At 68.4% G+C, this 16,080-nt stretch carries 16 protein-coding genes; 8 read left to right on the forward strand and 8 right to left on the reverse strand.

From position 1 onward, the window contains the following. The first annotated feature begins 11 nt into the window (after positions 1-11). Genes ACJ512_RS21655 through ACJ512_RS21675 form a run of 5 tightly spaced genes read left to right on the forward strand, consistent with a single transcriptional unit; the run spans position 12 to position 6,224 of the window. Positions 12-824, forward strand: coding sequence for an enoyl-CoA hydratase/isomerase family protein (locus tag ACJ512_RS21655; protein ID WP_407686397.1), 813 nt, complete (start codon positions 12-14; stop codon positions 822-824). After that, positions 815-1,618, forward strand: a complete 804-nt coding sequence (locus tag ACJ512_RS21660; RefSeq protein ID WP_407686407.1) for an enoyl-CoA hydratase/isomerase family protein — start codon at positions 815-817, stop codon at positions 1,616-1,618. The genes ACJ512_RS21655 and ACJ512_RS21660 overlap by 10 nt, the downstream gene beginning before the upstream one ends. Next, entirely contained in the window at positions 1,618-3,093 is a 1,476-nt protein-coding gene (locus ACJ512_RS21665; protein WP_407686398.1) for an AMP-binding protein, read from the forward strand. The genes ACJ512_RS21660 and ACJ512_RS21665 overlap by 1 nt, the downstream gene beginning before the upstream one ends. After that, entirely contained in the window at positions 3,083-4,690 is a 1,608-nt protein-coding gene (locus ACJ512_RS21670) for a class I adenylate-forming enzyme family protein (protein WP_407686399.1), read from the forward strand. Before ACJ512_RS21665 ends, ACJ512_RS21670 begins: the two co-directional genes overlap by 11 nt. Continuing rightward, positions 4,683-6,224: a class I adenylate-forming enzyme family protein gene (locus tag ACJ512_RS21675; RefSeq protein ID WP_407686400.1), complete on the forward strand. Its 1,542-nt coding sequence runs from the start codon at positions 4,683-4,685 to the stop codon at positions 6,222-6,224. Before ACJ512_RS21670 ends, ACJ512_RS21675 begins: the two co-directional genes overlap by 8 nt. Before the next feature lie 109 nt (positions 6,225-6,333). Here the strand turns inward: ACJ512_RS21675 and ACJ512_RS21680 are convergent, their stop codons facing one another. Then, on the reverse strand, positions 6,334-6,987 hold the full coding sequence (locus ACJ512_RS21680; protein WP_461479836.1) for a TetR/AcrR family transcriptional regulator: 654 nt from the start codon (positions 6,985-6,987) through the stop codon (positions 6,334-6,336). Positions 6,988-7,116: 129 nt separating this feature from the next. Then, the gene (locus tag ACJ512_RS21685) at positions 7,117-8,892 is read right to left on the reverse strand and encodes an IS1634 family transposase (protein WP_461479765.1); all 1,776 of its coding nucleotides are present in this window, start codon (positions 8,890-8,892) and stop codon (positions 7,117-7,119) included. 182 nt (positions 8,893-9,074) lie between these two features. Here ACJ512_RS21685 and ACJ512_RS21690 point away from each other — a divergent pair, with 182 nt between their 5' ends. The 3 genes from ACJ512_RS21690 to ACJ512_RS21700 are packed head-to-tail and all read left to right on the forward strand — an operon-like array spanning position 9,075 to position 10,279. After that, a complete protein-coding gene (locus ACJ512_RS21690; protein WP_407688954.1) occupies positions 9,075-9,560 on the forward strand; it encodes a peroxiredoxin family protein in 486 nt (161 codons plus the stop codon). A gap of 51 nt (positions 9,561-9,611) precedes the next feature. Continuing rightward, positions 9,612-10,100 carry a hypothetical protein gene (locus tag ACJ512_RS21695; protein WP_407688953.1) on the forward strand — a complete coding sequence of 163 codons (489 nt, stop codon included), beginning with the start codon at positions 9,612-9,614 and terminating at the stop codon, positions 10,098-10,100. Further along, positions 10,097-10,279, forward strand: a complete 183-nt coding sequence (locus tag ACJ512_RS21700) for a hypothetical protein (protein WP_407688952.1) — start codon at positions 10,097-10,099, stop codon at positions 10,277-10,279. The genes ACJ512_RS21695 and ACJ512_RS21700 overlap by 4 nt, the downstream gene beginning before the upstream one ends. 110 nt (positions 10,280-10,389) lie before the next feature. Here ACJ512_RS21700 and ACJ512_RS21705 read toward each other — a convergent pair whose 3' ends face one another. From ACJ512_RS21705 to fabG, 6 genes are all read right to left on the reverse strand, one after another. Next, on the reverse strand, positions 10,390-10,752 hold the full coding sequence (locus tag ACJ512_RS21705) for a hypothetical protein (RefSeq protein WP_407688951.1): 363 nt from the start codon (positions 10,750-10,752) through the stop codon (positions 10,390-10,392). 75 nt (positions 10,753-10,827) lie between these two features. Continuing rightward, complete coding sequence (locus tag ACJ512_RS21710; RefSeq protein WP_407688950.1) at positions 10,828-11,520, reverse strand: GntR family transcriptional regulator; 693 nt, start codon at positions 11,518-11,520, stop codon at positions 10,828-10,830. A gap of 4 nt (positions 11,521-11,524) precedes the next feature. Then, a complete protein-coding gene (locus tag ACJ512_RS21715) occupies positions 11,525-12,718 on the reverse strand; it encodes an acyl-CoA dehydrogenase family protein (RefSeq protein ID WP_407688949.1) in 1,194 nt (397 codons plus the stop codon). 22 nt (positions 12,719-12,740) lie between these two features. After that, positions 12,741-13,937, reverse strand: coding sequence for a CoA transferase (locus tag ACJ512_RS21720; RefSeq protein WP_407688948.1), 1,197 nt, complete (start codon positions 13,935-13,937; stop codon positions 12,741-12,743). Beyond that, positions 13,934-15,151, reverse strand: coding sequence for an acetyl-CoA C-acetyltransferase (locus ACJ512_RS21725; protein WP_407688947.1), 1,218 nt, complete (start codon positions 15,149-15,151; stop codon positions 13,934-13,936). The genes ACJ512_RS21720 and ACJ512_RS21725 overlap by 4 nt, the downstream gene beginning before the upstream one ends. Positions 15,152-15,235: 84 nt before the next feature. Beyond that, the gene (fabG, locus tag ACJ512_RS21730; protein ID WP_407688946.1) at positions 15,236-15,976 is read right to left on the reverse strand and encodes a 3-oxoacyl-ACP reductase FabG; all 741 of its coding nucleotides are present in this window, start codon (positions 15,974-15,976) and stop codon (positions 15,236-15,238) included. Between the last annotated feature and the right edge of the window lie 104 nt (positions 15,977-16,080).

A 16,080-nucleotide genomic window follows, 5' to 3' on the forward strand; every position in this document is an offset into this window, starting at 1 on the left:
GGGAAACACGGATGCCCTCTGACTCCTTCGACACCATCGGCTACGCCGTCGACGGGCACACCGCCACGATCACGCTGAACCGCCCGGAGGCCCTCAACGCGCTCAGCCCGCACATGATCACCGAACTGCGCGCCGCCTACCACGAGGCTGAGAACGACGACAACGTGTGGCTGACCATAGTCACGGGCACGGGTCGCGCGTTCTGCACGGGGGCCGACGTCACGGCCATCCCCGAGGACGGCAAGGTGATCTACGAGCGGCCCTACCTGTCGACCTACGACCAGTGGGAGGCGCCGCAGGAGGGCACGCCCCCGTTTCGCACGGCGGCCAAACCGGTGCTGGCGGCGGTCAACGGGTTGTGCTGTGGCGCCGGCATGGACTGGGTCACCACCTCCGACATCGTGATCGCCTCGGAGCAGGCGACGTTCTTCGACCCGCATGTGAGCATCGGCCTGGTGGCCGGGCGCGAGATGGTACGGGTCTCGCGGGTGCTGCCCCGCTCCATCGCGCTGCGCATGGCGTTGATGGGCAAACACGAGCGGATGAGCGCACAGCGCGCCTACGAACTCGGGTTGATCAGCGAGGTCGTCGAGCACGGCAGCCTCCTCGAACGGGCCCACGAGATCGCCGGCATCGTCAACTCCAATGCGCCGCTGGCGGTTCGGGGCACCCGGCTGGCCATCCTGAAGGGATTCAACGTGCCGCTGCACGAAGCCGAGATCATGGCCGAGACGTTCCGCGAGCGGGTGCTGCGCACCGAGGACGCGGCCGAGGGCCCCAGGGCCTTCGTCGAGAAGCGCAAGCCCGATTGGCAATGCCGATGAGCTTCGAGACCATCCTGGTCGACGTCGACGCCGCCGACCACGTCGCCACCATCACGTTGAACCGGCCCGAGCGGCTCAACGCCTTCGATCGCACCATGTGCGAGGAGATGGCCGAGGCGTGGCGCATCCTCAAGCTCGACGACGCCGTGCACGCGGTGGTGCTGCGGGCGGCCGGAACCCGGGCGTTCAGCGCCGGCCTGGACGTCAAGACGCCGTACGGCCAACCCGAAAACGTCTGGACCCACGAGGATCCCGGCGAATTCCTCAGCCCCAAGTGGCAGAAGGTGTGGAAGCCGGTGGTCTGCGCGGTGCAGGGCATGTGCACCGCGGGGGCCTTCTACTTCGTCAACGAATCCGACGTCGTGATCTGCTCGGACGACGCCACGTTCTTCGACTCGCACGTCTCGGCCGGCCTGGTCTGTGCGCTCGAGCCCATCGGGCTGATGCGACGCGTCGGCCTGGGCGAGACCTTGCGCATGGCGTTGATGGGCAACGACGAACGCGTCGGCGCCGACACGGCGCTGCGGATCGGGCTGGTGTCGGAGGTCGTCCCGGCCGAGCGGCTCTGGGCCCGCGCCCACGAGATCGCCGCGGTGATCGCCGCCAAGCCGCCGTCGGCCACCCAGGGCACGGTGAAGGCGATCTGGGAATCGTTGGACAAGCCCTACCGCGCCGCCCTGGAACAGGGCCTCCTCTACACCCGGCTGGGCAACCCGTTGGGGACGGCCGAACTGGCCGCGCAACGGGCGGCCGCCGGTGCGAAGCCGGGCCGCGGAGAACCGAGAATCCGCTGATGCCGCCCCACCCGCTCAGCCGGCGCGTCGCCGACGTCCTGGCGCTGCAACCGGGCTCGCGGGCCATCGAGTATGAGGGGCAATGGCTTTCGTGGGGGCGGCTGGGAGCGATGGCGGGGCGCGTCGGTGCTGTGGCCACCGGGAGCGGGGGCGAGGTCGGGGTGTTGCTGCGCAACCGTCCCGGCCACGTGGCGGCGCTGCTGGGCGTGCTGCTGGGCGGCGGGACCGTCGTCGTCATCAACCCGTCCCGCGGCGACGACCGCACCAAGGCCGACATCGCCGCGCTCGGGCTGGCGCTGGTCATCGGCGAGACCGCGGATCTCGGCGCGCTGGTCCCCCCGGGCACCCCGGCACTGCCGATCCCGGCGCTCGCGAACGGCCCCGACGGGTCGCCGCCGGGCGGCGCCGGGCCCGCCCCGCGGAACGGGGTGGCGGTGCGGATGCTGACCAGCGGCACGACCGGCCCCCCCAAACGGATCGACCTGAGCTACGACATGCTGGCGCGCAGCGTGCTGGGTCCCGCTCCCGACCGCGCGCCGGCCCCCACCGGGGTGCGGCGCGGCGTCGCGATCGTCAATTCGCCGCTGGTGCACATCGGCGGCGTGTTCCGGGTATTGCAGTGCGTGGCCGAGGCGAGACCCTTCGTGCTGCTCGAACGGTTCGAGCTCAACGCATGGGCCGCCGCGGTGCGCGCCCACCGGCCCCGCGCGGTGTCGCTGGTCCCGGCCGCGCTGCGCACGGTGCTGCATTCCGGCCTACCGCGGGCCGACCTGGCAAGCATCCGGGCCGTCACCTGCGGCACCGCCCCGCTGTCGGCCGACGACGCCGACGCCTTCACCGAGAAATACGGGATTCCGGTGCTGACCTCTTATGCGGCAACGGAATTCGGTGGTGGGGTGGCCGGCTGGACGCTCGCTGACCACGAAAAGCACTGGCGCGACAAGCGCGGCAGCGTCGGGCGGGCCAACCCGGGCGCGCAGCTGCGGGTGGTCGCCGAGGACGGCACGCCGGTGGCGCCCGGCGCCGTCGGCCTGCTGGAAGTCAAGCCCGCGCAGCTGGGGCCGTCCGCCCGCTGGATGCGGACCACGGACCTGGCGCGCATCGACGCCGACGGCTTCCTGTGGATCCTCGGGCGCGCCGACCAGGCGATCATCCGGGGCGGGTTCAAGGTGATGCCCGACGACGTGCGAACCGCACTGGAGGGCCACCCCGCGGTGGCCGGTGCCGCCGTGGTCGGGCGAGCCGACGCCCGCCTCGGGGAGACGCCGGTCGCCATGGTCGAGCTGCGCGCACCCGCGGTCACCGATGCCGGGGCGCTGGCGGAATACCTGCGGAACCGCTTGGCGCCATACGAGATTCCGACGGAGATCGCCATCGTCGACACGATGCCGCGAACGCCGTCGGGCAAAGCCGACCTCACCGCCATCCGGCGCTTCTTCAGCGTCGGGGCCGCCCAGAGTGACCATGCCCGGTGACTCCGTCACGGTCGCCGAGGTTTTGCGACACCAGGCCCGCTCGCGCGAACACCACCCGCTTCTCGTCTGCGACGGTGACCGCATCAGCTACGGTGAGGCCGATCGCCGCTCGGCGGAACTCGCCCGCGGGCTGATCGCCCTCGGGGCCGGCAAGGGCACTCACGTGGGCCTGCTCTACCCCAACGGCCCCGAGTTCGTGGTCGGGATGCTGGCGGCGGCGCGGATCGGCGCCGTGGTGATCCCGATCTCCACGTTCGTCACCGCGCGGGAGATGCGCGAGCAGCTGATCGACGCCGACATCCAAACACTGCTGACGGCGGCATCCTTCTGCTCCCACGATTACGTGCGGCGGCTGGCCGACGCGGTCTCGGATCCGGGCTTTGACACCGGTGCGCCGCTTTTCGCCACCGCCGTGCCGCAGTTGCGCCACGTCGGCATCAGCCACCAACCGGATGCGGTGCAGCGCCACCGTGACATCGAAGGCATCTACCGGCTGGCCGATACGGTCGAGACCGCGCTGCTGCAGGCGATGCAAGACGACGTCGACGGCTGCGATCCACTGGCCATCGTGTACACCTCTGGCTCCACCAGCGCGCCCAAGGGCGTCGTGCACACCCACTCCGCCCTGCTCCGGCACCAGCGCAACCTGAACGCGATCCGCGGCCTGACGGCCGGGGACAGGCTGTTCTGCAACTCCCCGTTCTTCTGGATCGGCGGGTTCGCGTTCGCCCTGCTGGCCACGCTGGTCGCCGGCTCCACGCTGGTGTGCTCCAACGCCACCGACGCAGGCCGGACACTCGACCTGCTCGAGTCCGAAAAGCCAACCATGACAAACGGTTTCACCGCCGGGATCGCGCACCTGGCCGACCACCCGAGCTTCGCCGGCCGTGACCTGTCGTCGCTGCGGCGCGGCAACCTCTACCCGATCATGGCGCCCGAGGCGCGACCGGCCGACCCGGAACTGCGGCACAACATGCTGGGCATGACCGAAGCCGGCAGCATCGTGTTGATCGGCGATGACGAATCCGACCAACCCGAAAGCCGCCGCGGATCGTTCGGCAGACCCGCACCCGGATTCGAGGCGAGGGCCGTCGACCCCGACACCGGCACACCGGTCGGCGTCGGCGAATCCGGCGAGCTGTGCATCCGCGGGCCCTACCTGATGCAGCGCTACTACAAGCGCAGTCGCGAGGAGAGTTTCGGCCCCGACGGCTGGTTCCACACCGGCGATCTGGTGCGCACCGACGCCGACGGGTTCTTCTACTTCGTCGGCCGGCTCGGCGCGATGATCAAGACGGCGGGCGCCAACGTCTCGGCGACCGAGGTCGAGGCGGCGATCGCCAGGGTCACCGGCGGGCTGGGGGCATACGTGCTGGGTCTTCCCGACACCGACCGCGGGCAGCTGGTGGCGGCGGTCATCGTCGGAGGCGACGGCCCGGCCCCCGTCGACGAGGCGGCGGTACGCGAGCGGCTCAAGTCAGAATTGTCGGCCTACAAAATCCCGAGGCGGTTCGTCACGATAGCCCGCGCGGAGGTGCCGCTGTTGTCCACCGGCAAGGTCGACACGCAGCGCCTGAAGAGGCTTTTCGATGCCTGACACCATTGACCACCTGGTGCGACTGCAGGCCGCCCGGCACGGCGACGAGCCCGCAGTGGTCGACCCGGCCATCCGGCTCAGCTACCGCCAACTCGACTCAACCACAACCGATCTCGCCGCATCCCTCGTCGAAGCCGGTGTCGGCAAGGGCACCCGAGTCGGGCTGATCATGCCCAACGGCGTGCGTTGGGTACAGGTGGCCATCGCGTTGACCCGCATCGGCGCGGTGCTGGTGCCGTTGAGCACACTGCTGGCGCCGGCCGAACTGGTGGCGCAGCTGCGCGCCGCATCGGTGCAGTTCCTGGTCAGCGTCGAGGAATTCCGCGGACACCGTTACCTGGACGAACTCGGACCGGTGCCGCGACCCGAACTCCCCGCGCTACGCGGCGTCTGGCCGGCCGCCCGGCTGGACGACGCCGCCACCGAGCGTGCCCGCCGGATCGTCGGCGCGATGCCGGAGACGGTCGTCCCGGCCGATCCGCTGGTCATCATGTTCACCTCGGGCAGCAGCGGAGCACCCAAGGGGGTCATGCATTCGCACGGCAGCGCATTGGGCGCCGTCCGGGCGGGGCTGACGGCCCGCTGCATCACGGCCGACACCCGCCTGTATCTGCCGATGCCGTTCTTCTGGGTGGGCGGCTTCGGCAGCGGAATACTGTCGGCGCTGCTGGCCGGCGCCACCCTGGTGACCGAGGAGATACCGCGGCCCGAGACCACGCTGCGGCTACTGGAAAGCGAGCGGGTCACGCTGTTCCGCGGGTGGCCCGACCAGGCCGAAACGCTGGCACGCCACGCCGATGCGGTCGGCGCTGACCTGTCCGCGCTGCGCGCCGGCAGCCTGCCGGCGTTGTTGCCGCCCGAGCGGCGGGCCCGGCCGGGTGCGCGGGCCACGCTGTTCGGCATGACCGAGGCGTTCGGCCCGTACTGCGGCTATCCCGCCGACACCGACATGCCCGCGTCGGCGTGGGGCAGCTGCGGAAAGCCGTTCCCCGGCGTGGAGGTACGCGTCGTCGATCCCGACACCGGCGCACCCCTCCCGGCGGGAGCCGTGGGCATCATCCAGATTCGGGGACCGCACACGCTGCGCGGCATCTGCCGGCGCAGCCGCGAAGAGCTGTTCACCGCCGACGGCTTCTACCCCACCGGCGACCTCGGCCACCTGGATGCCGACGGGTTCTTGTTCTACCGCGGCCGATCCGACGACATGTTCAAGGTCAGCGGCGCCACCGTCTACCCCGGCGAGGTCGAACGGGCGCTGCGAACCATCCCCGGGGTCGAGGGCGCCTACGTCACCAACGTGCCCGGTACGGCGGGCGAACGGGTGGGGGCGGTGGTGGTGGTGTGCGGCGCCGCGCTCACCGCCGAACAGCTGCGCGGCCACGCGCGCGAGCTGCTGAGCGCCTTCAAGGTGCCCACGGTGTGGCTGATGCTGGAATCCGACGGCGACGTCCCGCGCGGATCCACCGGCAAGGTCAACGCCCGTCGACTCAGGGAACTGCTCATACAAGCCAGGCCCACCGAGACAGGAAGTTAGTCGGGCCGCTCCGCTTCGGCTGCGCGGCCTCGTGAACGCGTATTCCTCTGTCACGCAACGGCGTTAGCGAGGTGGCAATCACTTGAATGCTCGGCGACGACGTGGTAGCTCACGGATCGTGCCGTCCTGCTCGCTTCGGGCTGCGCCGATAGGTGGAAACGTGCCCGAGCGCCATGTTCACGGCGAGTTCGACAGGTCGGGCGCTGCGCAAGGTCTGCGCCATCAGCAGTCCGCCTTGCAACGCGCTCAGCACGGTCAATGCGAGCTCGGCGGGATCGGCAGCTGCGGCGAGTTCGCCATTGTCGCGCATGGTCGCCAAGCCCGTGGCCAGATACGACTGCCACTCGGCGAAGGCCTGCGCAAGCTCGTGGCGCGCCGAATCGGACTGCTCGGCAAGCTCGCCTACGAGCGAGCCCAGCGGACAACCGCCGACACCCTGCGTCGCACGGGTCATGGCCACGACGTGATCACACCAGCGCTGCAACCCCTCCCACGACGAGACCTCGCCCAGATCGGGCTGCTGGGCCGCGATGACCTGGCCGAGTTGGGTCTTCACGACCTCGCGAACGAGCGCGTCCTTGTTGGCGAAGTAGTGATACAGCTGCGACTTGCTCGTGCCGGTCGCAGCCATCACGTCGTCCAGGCTCGTCCCGGCGACCCCCTGCCTGCGAACGAGGGACGCCGCCGCAGCGACGATGCGATCCCTGGTGGCCGCGCCGCGAGCGGTCAGCCGTGCAGCGCTGAAGCGCTCCGTTGAGGACATCCGCGCAGCGTATTCGGATTGGACTTGATAGTCCACTTTTAATCCGAAGTTACTGCTGCTTTGGTAGGGGTTTTCCTGGTTTGAGCTGGGGTTTTGGCGGGTTTGGTGGTGTGGTGTTTGTCTACCTGGCTATGCGGCGATGGTGAGGGGGATGGTGGCTTCGATGAGGTCGAATGCGCGGCGTTGTTCGGGGGTGGGGTCGGCGAGTTTGTCGATCTCGATGTCGGTGTTGTGGTAGCGGATCCTGTTGCGGGTCAAAGTCTTGAGGTGTTGGAGTAAGCCAGCGAAACTCCGTAAGGGGTGGCCGTGGGCGTCTTGTTTGGTGGCGGCTTTAGCCGCGGCGTCGGTGCTGCGCTGTGCGGGGGCTACGGGATTGTCCCGGACCGGCGGGTTTTCGTCGGTGAATGTTAGTGGCGCCCAGGCTTTACGCAGGTGCCAGAGCAGGTAGCGGGCCAGCATGCAGATCAGCAGATGGGCTTTGACGCGGTCTTGCAGCCGGTGGCGGATGGGGCGCACTTGCAGGTCGTCGGTTTTGATGCTGCGGAAGTCACGTTCGATGTTGGCCAGGTTTTTGTAGGATTCCACCACCTGGGCTGGGGTCAGTTCCGTGGCGTCGACGCTGGTGCGGATCACGTAGATGCCATCGAGGGCGGCTTCAGCATCGATGTTGTGTTGGTTGCGGTGGTAGGTGAAACCGCTGTCGGTGATGGTGGTGTGGAAATGCTTGGCCATCTTGTATTTTCCCAACACCTTGCCCACCGCCTTGCCGATGTCAGCGGCCCCGGCGAGCCGGCCGGCTGCCACCCGCTTGGTGAGGGGTTCTAGCAGTTTCTCGGTCGCGGCCAACAGCTGGGTACGTTTGCGGGCACGCTGGTCAGCCAATGCCGGGTTGCGGCAGGCGATCAGGCGTTCACCGGGATAGTCGGGGTGAGCGATCTCGACCAGGTCCTGCTGATCGAACAGGCTCATCTGCAAGGGTCCTTGGTCGGCGGCCAGCGCGGCGATCGCCGGGTTGCGCAAAGCGGTGATCCACCCGAAACTCGCACCCGCTTCGTTGAGTTCACGCAGGGCGTTGATGCGGGCGGTGGTGATCATGCCCCGATCACCGACCATCACCAGATCATCGAGTTTGAACGTGTCTTGCAGATCGGCCACGATCTTGGTGAACGCTGTGGGGTCAGCGGTGTTGCCGGGGAACACCCGCACCGCCACCGGACGGCCCTCCCGGTCACCGAGCACCCCGAAGTTGATCTGCGGCAACCCTTTTTTGCCGTCCCGGGAATACCCGCGTGCCGCCAGCTCGCAGTGGCTGCCGGTCATCCACGTGCTCGACAGGTCGAACAACGCCATCTTCGAGGGGTTGACGCGCGGGTCAAGGTGTTTGGCGGCCAATTTCTTTTCGATCCCGTCTTGGCGCCCGACCAGCCAGTCCATCGCGGCGTAGATCTCGTCGGTGGACGCGCCAGCGATACCCAGATCAGCACCCAAGGTGGTGTCAGCCCACCACGACACAGTGTCCAGCTTGGACGCCGGCCGAACCACCCGGGAGATGATCAACCCCAACACCAGATCCCGTGACCGGCATGCCGGACCCAGCAGGGCGGACATACCCACCTTGGCCGCCATCGCCGCCACCGCCGCCACATCCCCATGCGGCAAGCTACGGACGGTGTCGAACTCCGAGCCCGCCGCCACCAGTGTTTGGCCTTTCAAGGTGGCCTCGATCGCGGCGATCGTCTCCGCGGGCAACATCGACAGGTTGGCCACCGTCTCGTTGCGGACCTTAGCGCCGTCACGGAACGTGCGGCGTAGATACACCGATTCGTAATCACGCTGCTGGCCTTGCTTATTCACATGAGACCGCCGAACTTTGACTACGTGAACTTTCCCACTACCGCGCGACATAATCAGCAATATAGCTGATCACGGTCCACTTACCAGGTGCGACACACCAGTATTTTGACTACATTCAAATGTCAAACAGCCCAATACCGCACGTCAAGCCACCAAACCACCTCAAAACCCGCAGTAACTTCGGTTTAATTCAGCACACTTCCACCTACCGGCCAACCCTCGGAGAGGATGACATGTCCCGCTTGCACTACGGTCAGCAGTTCCCGGCGCTCGAAATTCCCGCCGTCGGTGGCGGCACGATCTCGCTGCCGGGCGACCTCGCCGGCTCCTACGGCGTCGTGTTGATCTACCGCGGCTCTTGGTGCCCGTACTGCAACGCCCAGCTGGCCGCGTTCTCCCGCGCTTCCGAAGCGCTGACCGGGCTCGGCGTCAAGGTCGTCGCCCTGTCCGTCGACGACGAACAGACCTCGACCGAGCTGGCCTCCAAGCGCAAGTTGCGCTTCCCGGTCGGCCACAGCGCGGACGCCGACAAGATCGCCGCGGCGACGGGCGCCTATGTCAACGAGGATCCGCGCTATCTGCAATCGACCGGCTTCATCCTGGCACCGGACGGGACGCTTCGCCTCGCCGTGTATTCGAGCGGCGCCATCGGCCGGCTGGTCGCCGACGATGTGATCGGCTTCATCCGGTATCTGACCGAACACCCGGACGCGCGGTGAGCGACACCGCACCCGACCCCGGCCACGCCGAACCCGAAAGAGAGAGAAATCATGACGCCGACCGCAGGCAATAAGATCGTGACGTACAACTCGACGTTTCTGGGCGTGACGATGTTCTTGTTCGGCTTCCTGAAATTCTTCAACCCGTTTCGCACCTGGTTCGATGTTCAGATCACCAAAAGTGGCCTGCCGCGATCGAGCATTCCGATGGCGATGGCCGGTGAAATGTCCATTGGCCTGAGCCTGCTTTCGGCGTCCTTCTTGGGCCGGAAGCGCTCGAACCTTTTCGGCCCGATCGTGTCCGCCGCCTCGGTGGGGCTCATCGCCAACATGGGCGGTGCCACCTATGTGCACTTGCATCCGGAGGTGCCCGCAGATGTGCTTCCCCTGAAAATCAAGCCCCCCATCATCCCCGGATTCGTTATGTTGTTGGCCGGAGTGAATCTCTTCGAACTTCGTCGAGACCGTCAACGGAAATGTTCACCGCGACGACCATCGGTGGCGTCGACCTCGCCAACCGGGTCGCCCTGGCACCGATGACGCGAGTCAGCGCGACGGCCGACGGCCTGCCCACCGCGCGGATGGCTTCCTACTACCGCGTGTTCGCCGAGGGCGGTTTCGCGTTGTTGATCACCGAAGGGCTCTACATCGACGACCAGACCAGTCAGGGACAGCTCTTCCAACCCGGCATCGCGAACGCCGCCCACGCGGCGGCCTAGCGGCGAGTCGTCGACGGCGTCCATGACTGTGGGGCCAAAGGAAGGAGTGCGCTGCGCAAGATGACGTCGCTCCGGGAGCCACCGGCCGCGCGCATGCTGGTGGCCGCCGATCAGGAGACGCGTTGCCAGGGTTGACAATTCCGCGACTCGAAGGCCTTGACCGTGGTGTTGATGTTCGCATACATCGGACCGATCGAGGTGTTCGTCTGGAGCACATGGTCCTTGGCCGCATCGGGCGTGCTGTAGGTGAACCACGAGCACATCGACTCCTGGGTCGGCACATTGTTGATCCAAACCCCGAAGGCCGACGCCGACCCGGCCGTGTGATACAGGCCCGGTGCGATGTCGGGCCCCACCAGAAAGACGCCGTCGCCCGGGATCTCGTCGCCAGGTTCGCCGGCCGCCGGCGCGGCGAAGGCGATCACCGCCACCAAAGCGGCGCCCACTGCCGGGGCGCGAAGCGTTGGGGCCATTGTTCTCTCCCTATGCTCGGCACGACACTGGCAGCGTAAGCCCACGCGCGCACGGGCACCAACGGCCGGTTCGGCTCAGCGAGACCCGGGCGGGTCCGCATCGACGACCACCCCCCGCGCCACGAGGTGGTCGATCAGCGGTCCGGCACCGACGGCAAGGTGTTCCGACATCGCCGCGCGCGCCCTCTCGCCGTCGTGCGACTCGAGCGCGGACAGGATCCGCCGATGGTCCTTCATCGACCGTTCCGGCCAGCCCTCGATCGTCGGGAACACCGACTCCGGTGCGTAGCGGGTGACCAGCGACATCAGCTGGGCGAGTTTCGGCGAATCCGCGGCGACGTTGATGGCCCGGTGAAACTCGTGATTGAGCCGGACGGCCGCCTCGTGGTCGTCGCGGGCGTAGGCGTCCTCCAGCTGGGCCTGGATCTGCTTCAGCTCGCCCAGTTGGTCCGCGGTGATGTCGGTGGCGGCCCTGGCGGCCAGTTCCCCGCCGACGTGCGCCTGGACGTTCGCGACGTCGGTGACATCCCGCCCGGTGACCGGCAACACCACGAACCCCCGGCGGGGCTGTTGGTCGATCAGGCCTTCGGCGCGCAGGGCGAACAGCGCTTCGCGCACCGGGGTGACACTGATCCCCAATTCCGCGGCCAACTGGTCCAGACGGATATAGGTGCCCGCTGCGTAGGTGCCGTCGAAGATCCGGCCGCGGACCAGGCGCGCGACGTCGTCGGAAAGTTGCGGCCGCGCGGCGAAATCGGGGACGGTCACCGTCTCACACCCGATAGTCGGCGAGCAGTCGCTTGCTGATGATCGACTTCTGGATCTCGCTGGTTCCCTCGCCGATGAGCAGGAAGGGTGCGTCGCGCATCAGCCGCTCGATCTCGTACTCCTTGGAGTAGCCGTAGCCGCCGTGGATGCGGAAGCTCTGCTGGGTGACCTCGGTGCAGTATTCGCTGGCAAGGTATTTGGCCATGCCGGCGGCGACGTCGTTGCGCTCCCCGGAGTCCTTGAGCCGCGCGGCGTTGACCATCATCAGGTGGGCCGCTTCGACTTTGGTGGCCATCTCGGCGAGCTGGAAGGCGATGGCCTGGTGCTCGGCGATCGGCTTGCCGAAGGTCTGCCGCTGCTGGGCATAGCGCACGGCGAGCTCGAAGGCGCGGATGCCGACACCGCAGGCGCGCGCCGACACGTTGACCCGGCCGACCTCGATGCCGTCCATCATCTGGAAGAACCCCTGGCCCGGTGTGCCGCCCAGGATGTCGTCGGCACTCGCCCGGTAGCCGTCGAAGATCAGTTCGGTGGTGTCGATGCCCTTGTAGCCCAGTTTGTCGATCTTGCCCGGAATCACCAGTCCCGGTACGGTCTCGCCGAACCCGGTGGGCTTCTCGACGAGAAACGCGGTCAGGTTGCGGTGCGGCTTGTCCGCCCCCTCGTCGGTGCGCACGAGCACGGCGATCAGCGTCGAGCTGGCCCCGTTGGTGAGCCACATCTTCTGGCCGTTGATGGTGTAGTCGCCGTCCGGGTTGCGCCCAGCGCGAGTGCGTATCGCGGCGACGTCGGAACCGAGCTCCGGCTCGGACATCGAGAACGAACCGCGCGACTCGCCGGTCGCCATGCGCGGCAGGTGGTTCCGCTTCTGGGCGTCGGTGCCGTGCTGGCGCAACATGTACGCCACGATGAAGTGGGTGTTGAGAACCCCGGACACGCTCATCCAGCCGCGGGCCAACTCCTCGACGCACAGCGCGTAGGTCAGCAGCGACTCGCCCAGCCCGCCGTACTCCTGCGGGATCATCAGGCCGAACAGGCCCATCTCGCGCATCTGGTCGACGATGTCCTGGGGATAGGTGTCGCCGCGGTCGAGTTCGGCGGCGTGGGGAATGACTTCCTTCTCGACGAATTGCCGCACCGTGGCGATGATCTCGGTCTGGAATTCGGTCAGGCCGAGAGTCTGGGCGAGTTTGGTCATGCGCTTCTCTCTTTCGGCGGGCTCAGCGGGCGATCGTGTTGGCGTCGACCAGGCGGTCGATGTCGGCGGCGCTCAGGCCCAGACGCTCGGCGAGGACCGCGGCGGTGTCCTGCCCCAGCGCGGGGGCCGGCGCCCCGGCCGGGTGGGTCCCGTCGAAGGCGGCCGGCAGGCCGGGGGCGAGATACTGCCCGACGCCCGGTTGATCCAGCCGCGAGAACAGCGGGTTGGCGGTCACTTTCGGGCTGGCCGCGGCCTGCGCGAAGGTGCGGTACCGCTCGACGAGCACGGTGGTGTCCGCCAACGCGGCGGTGATCTCGTCGGCGGTGTGCTCGGCGAACCAGACGGCGAACAGGCCCGAGAGCACGTCGCGGTAGCGGTAGCGGTCCCCCTCATCGGCGAAGTCCACCCCCAGCGCCCCGGCCAGCGCCGCCACCGCGTCCCCGGTGCCCGTCACCGCGACCAGGTCGCGAAAGTGCCTGCCCGTCAACGTCACCACCATGAAGGTGGCGCCGTCGCGGCTGGTGAAGTCCTGGCCGTACTGGCCGTAGATGGCGTTGCCGAGCCGCTCGCGCTGCGTCCCGGTGACCTGCGGCTCGGTCAACAGCCCGAGGTTGCCCGCGGTGGCCAGCGCGACGTCCTCGAGCGCGAGGGTGATCCGCGCACCCGCACCGCACTGGTCGCGGCGGCGGACCGCGGTGACCACGGCCAGCGCGGCGTACAGGCCGCAGCACACGTCCCAGGCCGGCAGCACGTGGTTGATCGGGCCGGCGTGCTCGGCCGGGCCGGTGACGAGCGGGTATCCGATGCCCGCGTTGACGGTGTAATCCACCGCGGTGGAGCCGTCCCCGCGGCCGAGCAACTGGACGTGGATGACGTCGGGGCGCTTGGCGGCCAGCACGTCGTGGCCGAGCCACGCCAGCCCGGCGGCGTTGGTGACGACGACGCCGTCGCCCTCCACGATCAGCCGCTGGACCAGCTCCTGGCCCTCGGCGGAGCGCAGGTCGATGGTCGCCGACCGCTTGCCCTTGTTCAGCCCGGTCCAGTAGATCGACGTGCCGCCGGCCGCCAGCGGCCAGCGCTGGACGTCCGACGCGCCGCCGATGGGGTCGACCCGGATCACCTGCGCGCCAAGCTGTCCCAGCGTCATGCCGCACAGCGGCGCGGCCACGAAGCTGGACACCTCCACCACGGTGAGCCCGTCCAGTGGCAGCCCTGTCATGCCGGGCCGACCCGTTCGAAGACCGCGGCCAGCCCCTGCCCGCCGCCGATGCACATGGTCTCCAGCCCGTAGCGTCCTTGGCGGCGGTGGAGTTCGCGCGCCAGGGTGGCCAGCATCCTGGCGCCGGTCGCGCCGACGGGATGGCCCAACGAGATTCCCGAGCCGTGCACGTTGGTCCGGTCGTGGTCGGCGGCGCCGAACTCCCATTCCCGCATGACCGCAAGCGCCTGGGCGGCGAAGGCTTCGTTGAGCTCGATGAGGTCGATGTCGGCGAGCGTCAGGCCGGCCCTGGCGAGCGCGACCTCGGTCGCGGGCACCGGCCCGATCCCCATGACGTCGGGCGGCACGCCGGCCGACCCCCAGGAGACCAGGCGCACCAGCGGCCTCAGGCCGTGTTCGTCGGCCTTCTCCGGGGTGGTCACCACGCACATCGATGCCGCGTCGTTCTGGCCGCTGGCGTTGCCGGCGGTGACGGTGGCTTCCGGATCCTGGCCCAGCAGAACGGGCTTGAGCTTGCCCAGCGACTCCACCGAGGTGTCGGCGCGCGGATGTTCGTCGGTGTCGACCAACTCCTCGCCCTGCCGGGTGCGCACCGCGACGGGAACGATCTCCTCGGCGAAGATTCCGTTCTTCTGCGCGGCCACCGCCCGCTGGTGCGAGCGCACCGCGAGCTCGTCCTGCTCCCGGCGCGAGATGCCGTACTGGCGGCGCAGGTTCTCGGCCGTCTCGAGCATCCCCCCGGGAACCGGATAGTTGCGGCCACCGGCCGTGGTGCGGCCGCGCGCCAGCCCGTCGTGCACCTGGACGCCACCGCGGGCACCGCCCCAGCGCATGTCGGTGGAGTAGAAGGCGACGTTGCTCATGCTCTCGCAGCCGCCGGCGATCACCAGGTCGTGGTCGCCGCTGCCCACCTGCAGGCACGCCTGGATCACCGCCTGCAGGCCCGACCCGCAGCGCCGGTCCACCTGCATGCCGGGGACCGTCACCGGCAGGCCCGAGTCCAGCGCCACCACGCGCCCGATGGCCGGGGCGTCGCTGGTGGGATAGCAGTGCCCGAGGATCACGTCCTGGACCGCGTCGGGCGCCAGCCCGGTCCGCCCCAGGAGGCCCTTGAGTGCCGCGACACCGAGGTCGACGGCGCTCTGGGACTTGAAGATTCCCCCGTAGCGGCCGGTCGGCGTCCGCACGGGTTCGCAGATCACTGTCTCACGCATGCCCACTCCTTTGCCGAGCAGACGCGAAATCGCCCCAATTCGGCGCGAATTGGGCGATTTTGCGTCTGCTCGCGCTGAGAAAACTCATATGTGGCGGCCGCCGGTCACTTCCATCACGGTGCCGGTCATGTACGACGACAGGTCGGAGGCCAAAAACAGCGCGACGCCGGCGACCTCGCTGGGCTCCCCGGCCCGGCCCAGCGGGACCTCGGCCTCCTTCTGGTCCCAGATGTGTTGCGGCATGGCCTCCGTCATGGCCGAACGGATCAGGCCCGGGGCGATGACATTCACCCGCACACCCAGGTAGGCGAGCTCTTTGGCCGCGGCCTTGGTCATGCCGACGATGCCCGCCTTGGCCGCCGAGTAGTTGGTCTGCCCGATCATGCCGACCTTGCCCGAGACCGACGACATGTTGATGATCGAGCCCCGCTTGTTTTCCCGCATGATCGCGGCCGCGGCCCGGATCCCGTTCCAGGTGCCCTTCAGGTGCACGGCGATGACCTGGTCGAACTGCTCCTCGGTCATCTTGCGCATGGTCGCGTCGCGGGTGATGCCGGCGTTGTTGACCATGATGTCCAGGCCGCCGAAACGCTCGACCGCGGTCTGGACGAGAGCCTCGACGTCGGCCGCCTTGGTCACGTCGCACCGGACCGCCAGCGCCACGTCGTCGCCGCCCAGCTGTTTCGCCGCGGCCTCGGTGGTCTCGAGGTTCACGTCGCCGAGCACCACGCGCGCGCCCTCGGCGACGAAGCGTTCGGCGATGGCGAAGCCCAAACCCTGCGCACCACCTGTGATCACCGCAGTTTGACCGCTCAGCAACGACACCCGATCACGCGTCCTTTCCTGTCTGTGCTCCCCGTCCGGGGGCACACCGTTTCGAATATCGTATTTCATATAGGATTTTTCCGGCCACGGGGTTGCCCGAGCGA

It is taken from the genome of Mycobacterium cajalii, from assembly GCF_045809005.2.
Classification (GTDB): domain Bacteria; phylum Actinomycetota; class Actinomycetes; order Mycobacteriales; family Mycobacteriaceae; genus Mycobacterium.